The organism is Stygiolobus sp. CP850M, from assembly GCF_037389425.1.
Lineage (GTDB): Archaea > Thermoproteota > Thermoprotei_A > Sulfolobales > Sulfolobaceae > Stygiolobus.
This window is the reverse complement of the sequence record NZ_JBBHKR010000089.1, coordinates 17,628-32,669: the sequence shown is the minus strand read 5'-3', so window position 1 is coordinate 32,669 and position 15,042 is coordinate 17,628. Positions and strand designations below refer to the sequence as shown.

Here is a 15,042-nt window from a genome sequence, read left to right as displayed (position 1 = left end):
ATATGGATTAAACTTTAATCAACTGGATTAATGCATAAAGTGATGGTCGAAAAAATAGTCCTTTACGCGTTTCTAATTCAAGGACTAGTATTATCATACACGGTATCTTCCTATATTTCAGGAGGAGGTCAAATCTTTATCTCAAACTATAACATGACAATGCAGTGGCAAGATCAAGGAATAGCCCTAAATATAACCGGTAAAAGCACTTATTACCCTACTCCTCTGGTGAAACCTCAAGTAACCCCATATAATGAACAGGGCGAAGAACTTACGTACTATTCCTTTTTATATAGAGACGAGACTGGTGGGTTACAGTTCATATTATTCTTTACCAACTTTACCCTGACTTCTGCTACTGTTAATGGGACTAGCATTCCAGCTATCAAGTTTTATAACGGTAACTCTTACCTGATTATTTCAGCCCAGTATGGTTTTCCGATTAAGGGTGTAGCATATAATTACATATCTTCTCTTCGTCTTCAGGCTGTTGATAATATATCCATAAATATGACCGGGATTAACCCTCTTCCTCCTTTAGAGAAATCAGGGTCTTTATACAAACTTACCTTGAAGTTAAGCCCTAATGTAACAGAGAGTGTTTACGTGGTAACTCCACAAGCCAATATTTCCGCGAAATCCGTAACACATGAGTTAGAGAACAAGACATACTCTCTAGCGGCTATTAATTTGGAGTCTAAAGGTTATATCACTATAATTATGCCGATAGATGAGTTTCCCTTAGTTGAACCGACAGGCACAGTGATTGTTAACGGGTCAAATTACTTCTTCAAGATGAATGAGTCGACAACTCCTTTTGGTACTTATTATCAATCTATACCGGGTAATACATCAAACCCGTATATGGGGTTTACGATAGGGAAATACTTCCTCCTTATATTCCCTAGCGGCGGGAACATCTCAATAATACTTCAGAACTTGGAGAATCCGCTAGTAAGTTATCAAGTTACGGACTTAAGTTCCCCATACTATCCCTTTACTGAGTTTCTACAACAGTATTGGATAGTCCTAGCTGTGGTAATAGTTCTTGCAGTAGTAGTTACAGTAATTTTAAAACATCGTAGGGGGTAGTAGCTACCGGTATACCAGCCTCTTTGAACGCTCTTATCTTACTTTCAAAAGTCCCCATACCCATGTACACTACCGCACCCGCATGACCCATCCTTTTCTCTTTCGGAGCCGTCATCCCAGCAATATACGCTATAATTTTCTTTGATATTTTACCCTCCTTCTTCATTTTCGCTACCTTTTCTTCCATAGTACCTCCTATTTCCCCGATTATAACTATTTTTTCTGTCTCTGGATCCTTGTCAAACATTTCAACCACTTCATCTAAAGTAGTACCTACAATCGGGTCTCCTCCTATCCCTATTACCGTTGATTGACCAAAATCTCTCTTTATTACTTCAGCTATCTCATAGGTCAGTGTACCGGATCTCGACACGATCCCTATCTTACCTTTTCTGAAAGCCCTAGGCGGGAAAATCCCTAAATTCACTTCTTCAGGAACTATTATACCGGGGCAGTTAGGCCCTATTATCCTACTACCCTTAAGCTTCGCATATCTCTTTACCCTGAGCATGTCTATGACCGGAATGTGTTCCGTTATGGTTACTACCAGAGGTATGCCGTTGTCAATAGCTTCAAACAGTGCATCCACAGCGAATTTAGCAGGGACAAATATTATACTTGCATCGACTTCATGTTCCTTTAATGCCTCAGCTACTGTATCGTAAACCGGTACACCGTAAACCTCAGTCCCTCCTTTTCCGGGCGTGACACCCGCAACTATCTTAGTGCCGTAATCCAACATGTGCTTAGTGTGGAAGCTTCCCTCCCTCCCAGTTATACCCTGAACTAATACCTTAGTATTCCTATTTACGAGCGTAATGCATCACCTATGCAGGTTATAGGGTCTTCATATGCTGATATCCCTCTCTGGGAAAGTAACTTTCTTCCTTCTTCTTCATTGGTACCTACAATCCTAACGTAGATAGGGATCTTCACCTTTTCAAGGGCTTTGATTATTCCCTGAGCCACTTCGTCACATCTTGTTATACCGCAGTAGATATTCATTACTATCTTCCTGACCTTGGGGTTTTTAGCTAGCCTAACTATTGACTCCTCAACCTTGTCACTTCCTGCACCGCCACCTATATCTAGAAAGTCAGCCGGATTACCTCCCATCAATTTCACCATATCCATCGTTGCCATGGTCAGACCTGCACCATTACCTATGATCCCTATGTCTCCATCTAGTTCGACATATGAGTCGGTCTTTTCGTAACTCCTGCCGAACTTCTGCAATAAGTCTTGGTGCCTGAACAAAGCGTTGTCCTCTAAGATCACTTTCGAATCTAATGCTACTAGACCGCTTTCAGTTACCGCTAAGGGGTTTATCTCCGCAAGCTCAGCTTCGAACTCGTTTACTATTCTGTAAAGACCTTGAATAATAGGTTTTAACCCTTTCACGTCCAAATATTTCTCGATCTCGAGTACGTCGAAATCCCTTACTCCCCTCTCAATCGGGATGTGAAAGATCCTAATGTTTTTAGCTTTCTCAACATCTACCCCTCCCTCCGGAGAGACTACTATTATAGGCTCTGCTGCCTCACGATCTATAAGGCAAGAGAGGTAAATTTCCCTATAGTGTGGGATATACTCCTCAACTAGGAATTTACTTACGCCTAATTTTTGGAGCTCGAGTATTGTATTATACACATCTTCAGTTACTCTCACTAACCCCTTCTTCCCTCTACCACCCTCAAGGATTTGGGACTTAACAACAGCCTTCCCTTCCCACTTTATCGGCTTATCTGTTACCACACCTCTTGGGACTGGGATTCCAACCAGTTTGAAGATCTCTTTTCCTTCATATTCATAAAGTTTCATTACGATTCACATTATAATATTTGCAGAATTCTTTAAATACACAACTATTACATTTTGGCTTAGAAAAACAATAAAGTTTCCCCACCGTCACTATCCCTGCATGGACTAGTTTCAACTTATAAAGGTCTTTCCCGACAAGTTCCTCAACGATCTCCTTAGCCTCTTCTCTGGTAAGTTCTACATTAAGTACTCTGCTCACCACTCTCTTAGCGTAATTGGAACGCGGGAATACGGGAATATTACCTGCAAAGAGTAACAACGCTTCTGCAGTCTCGTCCCCGATGCCCTCTACGTCCTTCAGCGATTTCTCGTCCTTAACCAGTTTTTCAATACCTATTTTTGACGTTATTTCAGATAGTACCTTCAACCTCTTGGCTTTAGTTCTGTAGAAGTTTACTTGCCTTATTAGTTCAGCAATCTCCTCTTCACTCAATTGGCTTAGTTTCTGTAAACTGTTTACCCCTTTCTCTCTCATTTTCTGAAGAATCTTTTTCACTGTTTCCCATTTAGTCATCTGAACTAAAATTGAGGAAATTAGCAACTCGTCGACAGTCTCTACTCCATCCCACCACTTCGGAGATTCGGCATCTGTTACTATCCACCCTGCTCTTCTCAACAAATCGACATTCTCTTCCAGTATCCTAAGGAGCTCAGTACGCAGTGACCTCTTCACCTCATCGGTTAGCGCTCGTCTCATCATGGAAGCTCCTCCAAAATCCGTTTAACTAGATTGGGAGTCCCGATCTCATATTTTTTAGGGGGTTTCACCTTTTTAATTGCTTCAGTTAATTCTTCAACGGAATCCCACTGGGACGGATCGTCTAGGAAGGTAGCACCTAAAATTTCTGCGTAACGTTTAGAGTCTTCTTTCGTAGCTGCGTATCTCCAGTCCTTGTTGTAGACCACTATCGTAGGTTTCTTATACATTACCACGGATTCCATTGCTGTTTTACCTTGGTGAGTTATTACTAGAGATGCTTCACTTATGTACTTCTCCAGCTCCGTAGAGAAGGAAAAAGCCCTGACACCTCTCTTCGCGTATTGTTCAGGAGGTACTCTACCTGTTTGTATTACAACTTCTTTACCGAGGTCTAAACTGACCACAATGTCGAACAGTCTTTTAAAACCCATCGTTCCTGTAGTCACTAGAACGTAACCGTCATCTTTCGGAGTGTATTTCGGCTTTTCGACTATAGGTCCAACTACCATCCCTTTTTTAGGGTATAGACCTTTCTGTTCCTGCCAATGGAGAAAGACGTTTTCTGCGAAGTTTGATAATATTGATACTGTTTTACCTCTAGTCACTATCCTATCCTGACTCTCAATTACGAAGAGTTTACTTCCCTTGACTCTCTGGGCTAAAGCTGGAAAAAGGGAGTGATTTGAGCCCGTCGCGATGACTACTTTATATTTCTTTATTTTCAGACTTTGGGCTAACACGTGAGGTAGATTTGTTATAAGAGCAATGTTTCCCTGATTGGGTTCTCTAGCCTTTTTGACGTAATAGAATTGTCTGGAAAAGGGTTTAAGTACTTCCTCACTGTACTTATCGTTCTCGGGTATTACAAAGTCAACTTTATACGAGTTACTGCTTAGCGAGAGGTACTCTGCGATAGCTCTTGCAAAACCTGTATGCCCTCCCCCGCTGGCTATAATCAGGACGTCATTGTTTTGCATTAAGCTATTTTATTTACTTCAGGATAAAATGGTATCCATGGAAGAGTATAAAAACGTCTGGCTGAAGGCAGGGATAATATACGCTCTAAACCTAGCCGAAGCCGGCCTAAAGCCCGTAGAAGTGGGGTTAGGAGAAAGGGATTTTTACGTTGACATAGAGTCGCAGACTACGTTAACACTTGAGGAAGCCAAGAAGTTCGCTAAATATAAGAAATTCAATTTCCAAGTGAAGGACGGAGAAGTAGAGTACAATGGTATGAGGATCAGGGTTAGCGGTGGTGAAATAGCTCAGGTAGAACCTCAGTATTTTGAGATCTTGAATGTTTCAGTCCACCACCCCACTCCTGAGTTACAATACGTTAGGATCAGGGGTGTTGGGTTTGAAAAAGAGGAACAACTTAAGGACTACCTAAGCTGGTTGGAGAAGGTTTCAGAGTACGATCACAGAGTTATCGGTGAAAAATTAGACCTCTTCAGTTTTCCAGACGAAGCTGCTCCGGGAGTAGTCCTATTTCATCCTAACGGGCAGACAATAAGAAAGGAGTTAATGAGGTATATGGAGGAGATAAACAACAGTATGGGTTACAAGGAAGTTTACACTTCCCATGTTTATAGGGCAATATTGTGGAAAATTAGCGGTCACTATGATCACTATAGAGATAAAATGCTGTTGTTTAAAATGGAGGACGAAGAACTGGGAATAAAGCCTATGAACTGTCCTGCACATATTCTTATATACAAGAGTAAAACAAGGAGCTACCGTGATTTACCTCTGAGGTTTTCGGAGTTCGGTCATGTTTATAGATGGGAGAAGAAGGGTGAGTTATACGGTTTATTAAGAGTTAGGGGTTTCACGCAAGACGACGGACATATATTCCTACGTGACGATCAACTCAAAGACGAGATTAAGATGTTAGTAAAGAAGACTCTTGAAGTCCTATCAACCTTCGGCTTTAAAGAGGACGACGTCAGGATAAATTTGAGCACTAGACCAGATGACAGTATAGGTACTGATGAACAGTGGAATAAGGCTACTGATGCTTTAGTTTCTGCACTTAACGAGCTCGGTCTGAAATACGTAGTTAAAGAAAAGGAAGGAGCATTTTACGGGCCTAAGATAGACTTTGACATCAGGGATAGCCTACAGAGGTGGTGGCAGTTATCTACTATACAAGTTGACTTCAATCTACCGGAAAGGTTTAAGTTGGAATACGTTGACAAAGACGGAACGAAAAAGAGGCCTGTAATTGTTCACAGAGCCATTTACGGCTCCATGGACAGATTTATGGCAATTCTCTTAGAGCACTTTAGGGGTAAGTTACCAACCTGGCTATCTCCTATTCAGGTCAGGGTATTACCGATTACTGAGGAAGTAGATGAGTATGCAAAAGATGTAACGTTTAAGCTCAGGGAGAAGGGAGTAAGGGTTGATGTTGATAGTGGTGAGGAGACCCTATCCAAGAGGATAAAGAGGGCTTACGATGAGGGTATACCGTATATTGTTATAGTAGGAAAGAAGGAGATGGAGAAGGGAGAAATAACTGTGAGGGCTAGAGGTAACCTCGAAATAAGAGGGATTAAGCTCAATAGCTTCCTTTCAGCGTTACTTGAGGAGATAAAGAATAGAGATTTGAGCCAGAATAATACAATAAGTAAACTCAAATGATAGTCTACGGAGTGTATAAGAGCCCCTTAGGGACAATTACTGTTGCCAGAAGTGAAAAAGGGTTTATAATGTTAGATTTCTGTGAATGTGTGGAAAAGGAGTTATTGGACAATTCTTTTTTCACAGACTTCTTTCATCTACTCGATAAGTACTTTGAAGGTAAGGAGGTAGATTTTTCAATGGAGCCCCTAGACATTAATGTTAATACCTTTAGGCGGAGAGTGTTTAACGAGACAAGAAAAATTAAGTGGGGGCAAGTAAAGACTTATAAAGAGATTGCAGATACAATAAAGACTTCTCCCAGAGCTGTAGGAGTAGCCCTATCTAAGAATCCCGTGTTGTTGATTATACCTTGTCATAGGGTAGTAGCTGAAAACGGAATCGGCGGTTACTCAAGAGGAGTTGAACTAAAGAGAAAATTACTAGAACTAGAAGGAATAAAACTAGATGAAGAAAACAAATAACCTTAAAATCTGTAAAACTTGAATATAAATAATGAAAGCTGTAATTTTAGCTGGAGGTTTTGGTAAGAGGCTCAGGCCCTTAACAGACGAGAGGCCCAAACCCCTTATCGAGATAGCAGGTAAACCGATTATTGAGTGGCAGATAAAGTGGTTGAAAAAATTCGGAGTTACGTCCGTGTTTGTTCTTGCAGGTTATAAGAAAGAGGTTCTCATCGATTGGGTGGCAAAAAATCAAGATAAGTTAGGAATACCTATTGCAATTCTCACTGAGGATCAACCTCTGGGAACGGGCGGTGCTATAAAGAGGCTTAATGGATTTATATCAAACGGGGAAAAGTTCTTCGTTTTAAACGGGGATATCCTAACTAACCTCGACCTCTCTAAGCTGGGGGACGATAAGGCTGTAGCTGTTATATCTTTAGTACCTCTGAGGAGTCCCTTCGGTATAGTTAAGGTAGACAGCAATGGAAATATAATACAATTCGTCGAGAAGCCAGTTTTGAAAGATTTTTGGATAAACGCTGGAATATATTCTATGAACTCAGAGATATTCGAGTATCTTCCTGAGAAAGGAGATATAGAAAAAGAAACTTTTCCTTTGTTAGCTCAAAAAGGTCTTCTTAAGGGGATAACTTTTGATGACGTATACTGGAGATCAATAGACACGTTAAAGGACTACGAAGAGGCTAATGCGGAGATTACAGAAGTGTTTAAGGATTAAGTATTAAGTCAACTTCTTCGCCTTCTTCTTTTAACCACTTGTCTAAAGTCTTTTCAAGACCCAGATCCCTTAAGTCGTTTAGTAGCTTTTTGGCCAATACTTCGAAATCCTCCTCACAGTCCAGCGGTATGTTATATTTTATTATCTCAAGCACTATTCTTGCTATATTCATTGCGTCTTGTTCATTCATGCATAATTTGTTCATTAAAGAGTCAGATAGAGATGCATGAAACTAATAGTGAAAAATGATGATGATGCCAAAACAGATCGATTTAACTTTAAAATAGTTTTCTCGACGTCGTAATAATTGTAAGTTTAATTAAAGTGAGAAAAAGATGTATAATCAATGAAAAAGGTCGTAATCGTTGGTGGCGGAATAGGTGGAATGGGAGTTGCAAATACATTAGTGCAGAAACTGAAGAACGCAGAAATTACCGTTATAAACAAGGATGACTACTATATATCGGGACCTAGTAGACCACTCATTTTAACTGGCGAGCAGAAATATAGTAGAATCTTGAGAGGTTATGAAGAGGTAGGAAAGAGTGGAATTAAAGTAGTTGTCGGAAATGTATACAAAATAGACCCTGCGAATAGAAAAGTCTACTTGTCAGACACGACCTTTAACTCAAAGAAAGAACTAGATTATGACTACTTAGTCTTATCCCCCGGAATAGTATTTGACGGCTCTTCAATAAGTGGTTATGAAAGGTATTGGTGGAAGAACACTACAGTCTATGACCCCGGTAGGGTAAACGTCCTTAAACAAAGGCTCTGGACTGCTGAGAGCGGTAGTATAGTTATTTACGCACCTAAAGCCCCTTACAGATGTGCCCCTGCCCCTACTGAGACTGCTATGTTAGCTCACACAGTTCTGACTAATAGAGGTGTTAGGGATAAATTTAAGATAATACATATTGATGCTAATGACAAAACTCAACCCCCGGTAATTGCTGACATAGTTAAACAAGTTTATGAAAAAGCTGGGATACAACTAGTCATTAACCAAGAGATTACGGAGATAGGAGAGAATTATGTTGTGACTAAGAGCGGAGAAAGGTACGAATATACTATACTCGCAATGTTAGAGCCTAACAGGGCTCCAAAGTTTATCGAGGAAGCAGGGTTAGGTTCGCCTTTTGCTGAGGTGAGATCTCCTCAGGATTTGAGGAATCCAAAATACGATGATATTTTAGCAGTGGGAGATGCAGCTAAGTTGCCCTTCCCTAAGAATCAAGAGATAGCGTTTGAAAGTTCTCAGTTTGCTGCAAATAAGATCCTTGAGATGGAAGGAATAAGTGAGAAGGTCCCCGTGCAATACGCGTTTGTAGGCTGGGCTTACTTAGGGAATTTAGAGGGTAAGCTGGAGACTTTGAGCTTGCAGTTCCAGTTAGACTTGACAAAACAACCTCCAGCAGCTGCCAAAGACCCTCAGTTAAAGAGGGAGTATACGATACAAAAGGACAATTGGGAGCAAGCGTATCTTACAAAGCTCTTCGGATACAAGAGCGAGTAATAAAAAGTCAGTTTTTTATTTTTCCTTGCCACAACCTTCTCCCGTTATGAACATAGCGATATTCTTAGCTTCTTTAGGGATTTCACTATTAGAGCTCTCAGAAGCGGGTGCTGTAGCGTCAATATACCACGGAATTTACAAGAGTAACGTACCATTTCTATACGCTACGTTAGGTGTAATAACAGTGTTGATCCCTACATTCGCGTTAGGAAAGTTTATTTACCTCCTACCGTTAAATTACGTCCTTATCGGATCGGCAATAATATTGTTCTATTTCGGCTATAAGTTGTTACGCAGTGCTAGAAGGTATTTTAAGGGAGTTAAAAGGGCTAAAGGAGATGATGAAAAGAAGGAGGGAGTAGTTGTGGTTTTTACAATCTCGGCTGTTGAAGCATTAGAGGCTGCATTGGTGATAATAGCACTCATGGGTGAAGATTATTACGCCTCGTTGCTTGGCACTATCATAGCCTCGATTATAGTTATAGTTCTCACGTACACCTTAAAATCTCAAATTGCGAAGATAAGACTTCCTCATATGAAATTCTTTTTATCCGCTCTACTTTTCAGCCTTGGTACACTATGGTTTAATGAGGTATTTATAGGGTTGAGCGATTTATTTCTACCAGTGTTCTTCTTAGGGTTTTTAGTTTTTAATTACATAATAATAAAGATTTAAAAACAAAAATTAAAAAGAAAATAAGTGAAAATTTTTACACAAAATGCCTTCCTCTGACTCTGCGTTTGCCTAATTCAGGCTCTCTCTGATTTTCAACTTTTTTAGGAACTTCACTATTTTGTGTCCCCAACTTCGTCTCTTTCATTATAAAGTAGTCTCTTATTCTCGCTAACGCTTCCCTATAATCTTTTACGCCCTTTAACATCTCCGCAAGTGTATTATTCCCTATATATCTTAACCAAGCTACTATGTGCCCTTGTTCTAAGTGCCAGTTTACACATGCCGGGTCTGTAGCACCTATCCTCATTATTTCTTTCTCGAGTTCTTTTTCGTTGTGGGCTACTCCGACTACTCTATCATATGACCTGAAGTAGAAAGGCTCCATATTCTTTTCCTTGTAAGTGGAAGTGTTATAAACAAAGAGTCTACATAAAGAATGACATGTATCAATGATCACATATTTAGCCTTATTTTGGTAAATAATAAATTGATGAGTGAGATTCAAGACGCATTAAATGCATACAAGCAAGGAAATCTTAATTACGCACTGAGAAAGGTTCAAGAAATAATCGAGAAATCTCAATCTCAGGAAGCGTATAATTTACTCGGGAAGATTCTAAAGGAAATGGGAAAGGACGAGGAAGCCCTTCAAGCTTTCTTGAAAGCAGGTAACAGAGTTGAAGTTGCTAGAATTTATTTACAACACGGTTTGTATAGGGATGCATTGAACCAGCTAAAGGACTTAAACGATAAAGAGGCGAGGATTTTGAGGGCTTTGGCTTATATAAAACTTGAAGAATACGAGAAGGCTAAGGAGGAATTAACGGGCATAGAAGATAACTCCCCGATAACCCTCAAGGCAAAGGGCATAGTGGATTATTATATGGGAAATTATTACGACGCGTTAAGGGAACTTAGCTTAGCAATAGAGGCTTACCCTTATGACGCTGAACTGTTTTATTACAGAGCCCTTACTAAGACAGAATTGAATATGGATCCAGAAGAAGACTTGAACACCGCTATATCTCTAAACCCGTATTATGCAGAGTTATACTATAATAAAGGAGTTGTATTAGAGACTAAAGGTAAGATAGAAGAAGCTATTAAGTTCTACTCTAGGGCTATAGAGGTTAAGCCTCGGCTAGTTAAAGCTTATTACAGAAGAGCAAAGGCTCTAATGAAAATGGGAAAAGAAGATGAGGCAATGAAAGATATAGAGAGAGTTAACCAGATAAAGAACTCAGGATCAAGTTAGCCACGTTGTATGCGGGGATACCAGTTACTTGACCTCCTGGATAAGTCCCAGCACTACACAAGTATAAGTTCTTGTATTTGGTAATGTAGGGCAGTCTCTTTTCAAATAGGAAATCATCAGTCATGGGTAGGTGGTTGAGGTTACCAAAGGGCAAATTATACAATTGTTGACTTACTTCACCGTCTATTTTATCTATGTATAGTATATCTTCATCCTTGATTCCCAGTAACTCCTTAACGTTTTCCAGTTCACCCATAGTCTCTAGGACGATTCCGTTTCTAGTCTTGTCTAAATATGACGGAATAAGAATCTCTCCCACCTCAGTATCAAGTAATGAGTATTCGTATCCCTTTAACGGCTTTGGTATTCTAGGATAATTCCTCAGAATTATGTTGTATTTCCTCCACCTCGAGACCGGTAATTTAACGTTAATGCCAAGTAAGTTGTAAAATACGAGAGGACTGGTCGCGATCACTACAACATCAGCTTCATACTTTTTACCGTTAACTAAAACTGCCTTAACTTCGTCGTCTCGAGTAATAATATCCTCTACACGGGAGTTAACCCTGAATTCCACCCCTAACTTCTCAGCGTATTCTGCGACCCTCTCAGCTACAGTCCCCATCCCTCCCTCGACTAAAGCCCAATCCGGAGAAAAATAATAGGCTATAACATAAGCTGAACTCTTCTCCATTCCGTGATAGATAAAGAAGTAGTGGTAATCTTCCGAGATGTATTCTGATAACAGCTTTTTTGCAGGAGTGTCAATGAACTCGCTTAATCCCTCCTTTTCAGCCTCTTCCCTAATTTCCTGCCTTGTTGGTGGGGACTTAACGAATGTGAATTTCTTATTTAACAACTCTTTGAACTTCAATAGCTTTTCCTCGAATTCAGGATACTTTTTCTCCCCCGCCTTAACTAGTTCTTTTACCCTCTTTTCCTTATCCCTCCAAAATGGTATGGCTTTTCCGTTAACGTAAAAGGTCTGAAATACGGCCCCCTTTAGTATAGGTATCCCAAACTTCTTTATCAGAAATTCCGGCATTAACCCCAAGACGTAAGAAGCCCTACTTATCTTTACACCTTTTATTTCTACGGTATCAGTCATCCCTCCCAGCTTGTCTCTGGCTTCAAATAAAGTAACTTTAACCCCTTTTTCTGCCAATAACGCTGATAAAATTAACCCGTTATGACCTCCACCAATAATTGTGACCTTCACTTTGAAACACTCCTCCCTCTCAATATATACCATGTACCTAAAGCCTTAGCTCCTAGAACGTTATTCTTATCGTAGAACTCTATCTCAACGACTACTGCAGTTTTACCAGCCCTTATTATTTTCCCGACGCATCTAAAAGGTCCGTCTTTCATCGGCTCAAGAAAGTTTATTTTTAGTTCTTGTGTTACTTGATCATCACCGTCGTTAACAGTCATAGTCGCCAACCCTCCCGTGTAATCAATAGTACTCATGATAGCTCCTCCGTGTAACACTCCTCCTATTCTCAATACGTTTTCGGAGTAATTTAATACAGTTTCTGCATATCCCTTATCAATTTTGATAACTCTCAATCCCAAATAACTGAATAAGTTTTCTCTCGACAAGATCTTGTTTATTCTATCCACGTCAAAAGTTTTTACTATCTCAATCTTATTATAACCTTGAATGCTCTCATCTGTCATACAAAACTGTATACTGTTAACTTTACAAAAAGTTTCGGTTAACTTTTGCAATGTATATTCCTTAGAAGTATGGGACAAATTAGTAGAGGGTAAGACGGGAAACTTCGTGATAGTAGGCAGAAGTGAAGGTGAAAGAGGAGAAATCAAGTGGTATGACCACGAGGTAAAAGGCAGATTAACGCTTAAAATTGACAGAGGTACCTTAAAGGCTTATTTCCAAGACGAGGAGAAGGTCATTAATTTACTTGACCTAGGGTACATCTACACATGGGTTAGCGAAAAGATTTCATCCTCTAATAGATACATTGGCTTGTGTCAGACCAGCAAAAGGAGAGGAAGAATAGAGGTTACGGTTGTGAAAGGCATAGATGTATATACTTCGCTGGACAAGGAAAAGATAGACTTTATCCTTACCCAAATTTTCGGAGAGGGAGTTAAACTACTCAAGGTCGTTGTTTCTGACGACTTTAAACACGTATATTTACAGTTTTTCAGGAAGGGCGTATACTGGTTCTCGGAAATGGATAGACTTGCGTTAAAACATCAATCTTTAACTAAGGAATTAATAGACCTCAAGAAGGAGATCATGTCTACCTTAAATAGATGAGATGGGTATTCAGTATCATCTGAGGAACCGAAACCTATCACGTATTCGTATTTATCGACGAGCCTTCTCACTATTTCCTTCTCGCTTAAAGGGAGAACGAGAACCGCTATTACTTCACAAAGTTCTGAAGAAGCAAAATCTATGTGCCAATGCATTTTCCTCTTTTCCTTACTCATATGTCGGGAGACCCTCTTAGCACAGTTCGCCCCACAAGAACCGACGTAAGCATAGAAACCCTCCTCTAGGTGGAACTCTTTAGACTTAGTCCTGATATCGCCTTTACGGCAACTCAAAAAAACGATATATCCCTTCATACTAATTTAATTCACGTGAAAGTCATAATTGAACATTTGGAGCCTGAGCTGTCTAAATGGATCCTTTACGAGTATGAAAGTGCTTATAATATTTTAGGTGATAATGTGCTCATTACTGGCGTAAAGATAGACGGTATACCTAGTACTGAAAAGAGGTTTCATGAAGTATTAGACCCTACTAAGGTGGTAATATTAGATCCGTTTGCAGAGGAAAAGTTAAGTAGGAAAGATTTGACGGAAAATGAAGCTATAATTATTGGAGGAATTCTTGGAGATCATCCTCCGAGAGGCAGAACAAAAGAGTTCCTTTCCGATAATTTCCCTCAAGCTAAGAAGAGGAATTTAGGAAAAGACCAGTTCACGATAGACAGCACTGCTCTCTTGATTAAGGAATTACTTCTTGGCAAGAAAAAAGTCAAGTATACCTTTATGCCTAAGATTCTCTGCAAATATAAGGAGACTGAGAGCGAAATAGACTTACCTTTTGCTTATGTCCTTTTAGATGGTAAACCATATATTTATCCCAAACTTTTCTCTTTCTTAACTAAAGGATTAAAAGAATGTATTGTAAATTTTGATAATGTAAAAGAATTTGAAATTGTAGAAAATTCAGTATAAACTTGATAAATTTTTATTAAGGAAAAAAGTTGTAATTATATCAATGAGCGAGAAACTGAAAACTAGTAAAGAAGTAATACGTTGTTGCTATAAGATATCCGATACTGACATTGACTGTTTATTTAAATTGATAGAACTGGGAAAGCCAGTGACATCAGAGGAACTTTCAGCACTGCTAAAGATGAGTAAGACTACTGTCGAGAACAGCCTCAAGAAGTTGATAGATGTAGGGCTTGTGGTGAGGGAGAAAGGGGATGAAAAGAAGATAGGGAGACCAAAATATTATTATGAGGTTGTATCTAACTATATGGAAAAATTAAAGCATGATTTAACTGAATGTTCTAGAAAGATTCAATCAAGCATGTCTAATTTTTAAAAAGTTAGCTTTTAACGTACTTCTTTAGAGTATTTTTAACTTTTTCTATCTTTTCAATGTAGTAAAATGAATAGAAGAGAAACAGAAGAGAGTCTACCTCAAAACCTAAGCTTAACCCTAGAAAGAGAAGAGATAAGGGTTGTACAAAAACCAAGACTAGAGAGGTCAATGCTATAACGTTTAGAATTATTCCGTTAGAAAAGTAGTGTTTTATACGAGTATAAAAAGTATTTACAACATCTACTATATTTAACGTATCTAGCAAAGCCTTCAGGTTACCCTTAAGGCTCGTTAGTTTCTCCTCAACAAAGGACGAGGTTAAATCTAATGCTGGTTGTGTTCTTAAACCTACCATCAATTCCTCCAATAACTCTTGTGCCTCGTCTGCAGATACCACTTCAAGAAATTTTTTAAATGAAATAAGAGACAGTAAGGACTTCATTCTAGGCCATTCTTTCTCTAGCTTTCTAATCTTAGAATTAAGTATTATGTATAGAAAAAGTCCGTTTATTCCAGATGTTATTACAACTGTAAAAGTCAATAATTCAATTACATTCAT

Annotated in this window: 20 protein-coding genes; 10 read left to right on the top strand and 10 right to left on the bottom strand. The window is 39.3% G+C overall.

Features of this window, described 5'->3' with window-relative positions; all coding sequences use genetic code 11:
* Positions 1-42: 42 nt before the first annotated feature.
* The gene (locus tag WIW89_RS11500; RefSeq protein WP_337720882.1) at positions 43-1,092 is read left to right on the top strand and encodes a hypothetical protein; all 1,050 of its coding nucleotides are present in this window, start codon (positions 43-45) and stop codon (positions 1,090-1,092) included.
* Here WIW89_RS11500 and sucD read toward each other — a convergent pair.
* The 4 genes from sucD to WIW89_RS11480 are packed head-to-tail and all read right to left on the bottom strand — an operon-like array spanning position 1,061 to position 4,590.
* Positions 1,061-1,912, bottom strand: coding sequence for a succinate--CoA ligase subunit alpha (gene sucD, locus WIW89_RS11495; protein ID WP_337720897.1), 852 nt, complete (start codon positions 1,910-1,912; stop codon positions 1,061-1,063). The genes WIW89_RS11500 and sucD overlap by 32 nt on opposite strands.
* Positions 1,900-2,913 (bottom strand): succinate--CoA ligase subunit beta, encoded by a 1,014-nt coding sequence (locus WIW89_RS11490; protein ID WP_337720881.1) that lies wholly within the window; start codon positions 2,911-2,913, stop codon positions 1,900-1,902. Before WIW89_RS11490 ends, sucD begins: the two co-directional genes overlap by 13 nt.
* Complete coding sequence (locus WIW89_RS11485) at positions 2,900-3,610, bottom strand: endonuclease III domain-containing protein (protein ID WP_337720880.1); 711 nt, start codon at positions 3,608-3,610, stop codon at positions 2,900-2,902. Before WIW89_RS11485 ends, WIW89_RS11490 begins: the two co-directional genes overlap by 14 nt.
* Positions 3,610-4,590 (bottom strand): UDP-N-acetylglucosamine--N-acetylmuramyl-(pentapeptide) pyrophosphoryl-undecaprenol N-acetylglucosamine transferase, encoded by a 981-nt coding sequence (locus tag WIW89_RS11480; RefSeq protein ID WP_337720879.1) that lies wholly within the window; start codon positions 4,588-4,590, stop codon positions 3,610-3,612. Before WIW89_RS11480 ends, WIW89_RS11485 begins: the two co-directional genes overlap by 1 nt.
* Before the next feature lie 37 nt (positions 4,591-4,627).
* Here WIW89_RS11480 and thrS point away from each other — a divergent pair, with 37 nt between their 5' ends.
* The 3 genes from thrS to WIW89_RS11465 are packed head-to-tail and all read left to right on the top strand — an operon-like array spanning position 4,628 to position 7,441.
* Entirely contained in the window at positions 4,628-6,256 is a 1,629-nt protein-coding gene (gene thrS / locus WIW89_RS11475; protein WP_337720878.1) for a threonine--tRNA ligase, read from the top strand.
* Positions 6,253-6,720: a methylated-DNA--[protein]-cysteine S-methyltransferase gene (locus tag WIW89_RS11470; protein ID WP_337720877.1), complete on the top strand. Its 468-nt coding sequence runs from the start codon at positions 6,253-6,255 to the stop codon at positions 6,718-6,720. The genes thrS and WIW89_RS11470 overlap by 4 nt, the downstream gene beginning before the upstream one ends.
* A 31-nt stretch (positions 6,721-6,751) precedes the next feature.
* Positions 6,752-7,441 carry a nucleotidyltransferase family protein gene (locus WIW89_RS11465; RefSeq protein WP_337708622.1) on the top strand — a complete coding sequence of 230 codons (690 nt, stop codon included), beginning with the start codon at positions 6,752-6,754 and terminating at the stop codon, positions 7,439-7,441.
* Here the strand turns inward: WIW89_RS11465 and WIW89_RS11460 are convergent.
* Positions 7,431-7,631 (bottom strand): hypothetical protein, encoded by a 201-nt coding sequence (locus tag WIW89_RS11460; protein WP_337720876.1) that lies wholly within the window; start codon positions 7,629-7,631, stop codon positions 7,431-7,433. The genes WIW89_RS11465 and WIW89_RS11460 overlap by 11 nt on opposite strands.
* Positions 7,632-7,787: 156 nt before the next feature.
* Between WIW89_RS11460 and WIW89_RS11455 the strand changes: the two genes are divergently transcribed.
* On the top strand, positions 7,788-8,957 hold the full coding sequence (locus WIW89_RS11455; protein ID WP_337720875.1) for an FAD/NAD(P)-binding oxidoreductase: 1,170 nt from the start codon (positions 7,788-7,790) through the stop codon (positions 8,955-8,957).
* Positions 8,958-9,003: 46 nt separating this feature from the next.
* On the top strand, positions 9,004-9,633 hold the full coding sequence (locus WIW89_RS11450) for a hypothetical protein (RefSeq protein WP_337720874.1): 630 nt from the start codon (positions 9,004-9,006) through the stop codon (positions 9,631-9,633).
* A 34-nt stretch (positions 9,634-9,667) separates the two neighbouring features.
* Here the strand turns inward: WIW89_RS11450 and WIW89_RS11445 are convergent, their stop codons facing one another.
* Positions 9,668-10,018, bottom strand: coding sequence for a hypothetical protein (locus tag WIW89_RS11445; protein WP_337720873.1), 351 nt, complete (start codon positions 10,016-10,018; stop codon positions 9,668-9,670).
* A gap of 105 nt (positions 10,019-10,123) precedes the next feature.
* Here WIW89_RS11445 and WIW89_RS11440 point away from each other — a divergent pair, with 105 nt between their 5' ends.
* The gene (locus WIW89_RS11440) at positions 10,124-10,888 is read left to right on the top strand and encodes a tetratricopeptide repeat protein (RefSeq protein ID WP_337720872.1); all 765 of its coding nucleotides are present in this window, start codon (positions 10,124-10,126) and stop codon (positions 10,886-10,888) included.
* Here the strand turns inward: WIW89_RS11440 and WIW89_RS11435 are convergent.
* Both WIW89_RS11435 and WIW89_RS11430 read right to left on the bottom strand, forming a co-directional pair.
* A complete protein-coding gene (locus WIW89_RS11435; protein WP_337720871.1) occupies positions 10,857-12,107 on the bottom strand; it encodes a phytoene desaturase family protein in 1,251 nt (416 codons plus the stop codon). The two genes, WIW89_RS11440 and WIW89_RS11435, sit on opposite strands and share 32 nt — an antisense overlap.
* A complete protein-coding gene (locus WIW89_RS11430; protein ID WP_337720870.1) occupies positions 12,104-12,568 on the bottom strand; it encodes a PaaI family thioesterase in 465 nt (154 codons plus the stop codon). Before WIW89_RS11430 ends, WIW89_RS11435 begins: the two co-directional genes overlap by 4 nt.
* Here WIW89_RS11430 and WIW89_RS11425 point away from each other — a divergent pair.
* Entirely contained in the window at positions 12,552-13,175 is a 624-nt protein-coding gene (locus tag WIW89_RS11425) for a hypothetical protein (protein ID WP_337720869.1), read from the top strand. The genes WIW89_RS11430 and WIW89_RS11425 overlap by 17 nt on opposite strands.
* On the opposite strand, the gene WIW89_RS11420 is transcribed toward WIW89_RS11425, so the two are convergent.
* Positions 13,112-13,468, bottom strand: a complete 357-nt coding sequence (locus WIW89_RS11420) for a GIY-YIG nuclease family protein (protein ID WP_337720868.1) — start codon at positions 13,466-13,468, stop codon at positions 13,112-13,114. The two genes, WIW89_RS11425 and WIW89_RS11420, sit on opposite strands and share 64 nt — an antisense overlap.
* Before the next feature lie 36 nt (positions 13,469-13,504).
* On the opposite strand from WIW89_RS11420, the gene WIW89_RS11415 reads away from it, so the two are divergent.
* Together WIW89_RS11415 and WIW89_RS11410 are read left to right on the top strand one after the other, a co-directional pair.
* The gene (locus WIW89_RS11415) at positions 13,505-14,107 is read left to right on the top strand and encodes an SAM-dependent methyltransferase (RefSeq protein ID WP_337720867.1); all 603 of its coding nucleotides are present in this window, start codon (positions 13,505-13,507) and stop codon (positions 14,105-14,107) included.
* 43 nt (positions 14,108-14,150) lie between these two features.
* Positions 14,151-14,483 carry a helix-turn-helix domain-containing protein gene (locus tag WIW89_RS11410; protein ID WP_337720866.1) on the top strand — a complete coding sequence of 111 codons (333 nt, stop codon included), beginning with the start codon at positions 14,151-14,153 and terminating at the stop codon, positions 14,481-14,483.
* A 4-nt stretch (positions 14,484-14,487) separates the two neighbouring features.
* Here WIW89_RS11410 and WIW89_RS11405 read toward each other — a convergent pair whose 3' ends face one another.
* Positions 14,488-15,042, bottom strand: coding sequence for a hypothetical protein (locus WIW89_RS11405; protein ID WP_337720865.1), 555 nt, complete (start codon positions 15,040-15,042; stop codon positions 14,488-14,490).

What these genes read in the sequence shown, in the direction of transcription:
- WIW89_RS11500 (WP_337720882.1), top strand. Translation starts at nt 43, where the DNA reads ATGGTCGAAAAAATAGTCCTTTACGCGTTTCTAATTCAAGGACTAGTA.
- WIW89_RS11490 (WP_337720881.1), bottom strand. Translation starts at nt 2,913, where the DNA reads ATGAAACTTTATGAATATGAAGGAAAAGAGATCTTCAAACTGGTTGGA.
- WIW89_RS11485 (WP_337720880.1), bottom strand. Translation starts at nt 3,610, where the DNA reads ATGAGACGAGCGCTAACCGATGAGGTGAAGAGGTCACTGCGTACTGAG.
- WIW89_RS11480 (WP_337720879.1), bottom strand. Translation starts at nt 4,590, where the DNA reads ATGCAAAACAATGACGTCCTGATTATAGCCAGCGGGGGAGGGCATACA.
- thrS (WP_337720878.1), top strand. Translation starts at nt 4,628, where the DNA reads ATGGAAGAGTATAAAAACGTCTGGCTGAAGGCAGGGATAATATACGCT.
- WIW89_RS11470 (WP_337720877.1), top strand. Translation starts at nt 6,253, where the DNA reads ATGATAGTCTACGGAGTGTATAAGAGCCCCTTAGGGACAATTACTGTT.
- WIW89_RS11465 (WP_337708622.1), top strand. Translation starts at nt 6,752, where the DNA reads ATGAAAGCTGTAATTTTAGCTGGAGGTTTTGGTAAGAGGCTCAGGCCC.
- WIW89_RS11460 (WP_337720876.1), bottom strand. Translation starts at nt 7,631, where the DNA reads ATGAATGAACAAGACGCAATGAATATAGCAAGAATAGTGCTTGAGATA.
- WIW89_RS11455 (WP_337720875.1), top strand. Translation starts at nt 7,788, where the DNA reads ATGAAAAAGGTCGTAATCGTTGGTGGCGGAATAGGTGGAATGGGAGTT.
- WIW89_RS11450 (WP_337720874.1), top strand. Translation starts at nt 9,004, where the DNA reads ATGAACATAGCGATATTCTTAGCTTCTTTAGGGATTTCACTATTAGAG.
- WIW89_RS11445 (WP_337720873.1), bottom strand. Translation starts at nt 10,018, where the DNA reads ATGGAGCCTTTCTACTTCAGGTCATATGATAGAGTAGTCGGAGTAGCC.
- WIW89_RS11440 (WP_337720872.1), top strand. Translation starts at nt 10,124, where the DNA reads ATGAGTGAGATTCAAGACGCATTAAATGCATACAAGCAAGGAAATCTT.
- WIW89_RS11425 (WP_337720869.1), top strand. Translation starts at nt 12,552, where the DNA reads ATGCTCTCATCTGTCATACAAAACTGTATACTGTTAACTTTACAAAAA.
- WIW89_RS11430 (WP_337720870.1), bottom strand. Translation starts at nt 12,568, where the DNA reads ATGACAGATGAGAGCATTCAAGGTTATAATAAGATTGAGATAGTAAAA.
- WIW89_RS11410 (WP_337720866.1), top strand. Translation starts at nt 14,151, where the DNA reads ATGAGCGAGAAACTGAAAACTAGTAAAGAAGTAATACGTTGTTGCTAT.
- WIW89_RS11405 (WP_337720865.1), bottom strand. Translation starts at nt 15,042, where the DNA reads ATGAATGTAATTGAATTATTGACTTTTACAGTTGTAATAACATCTGGA.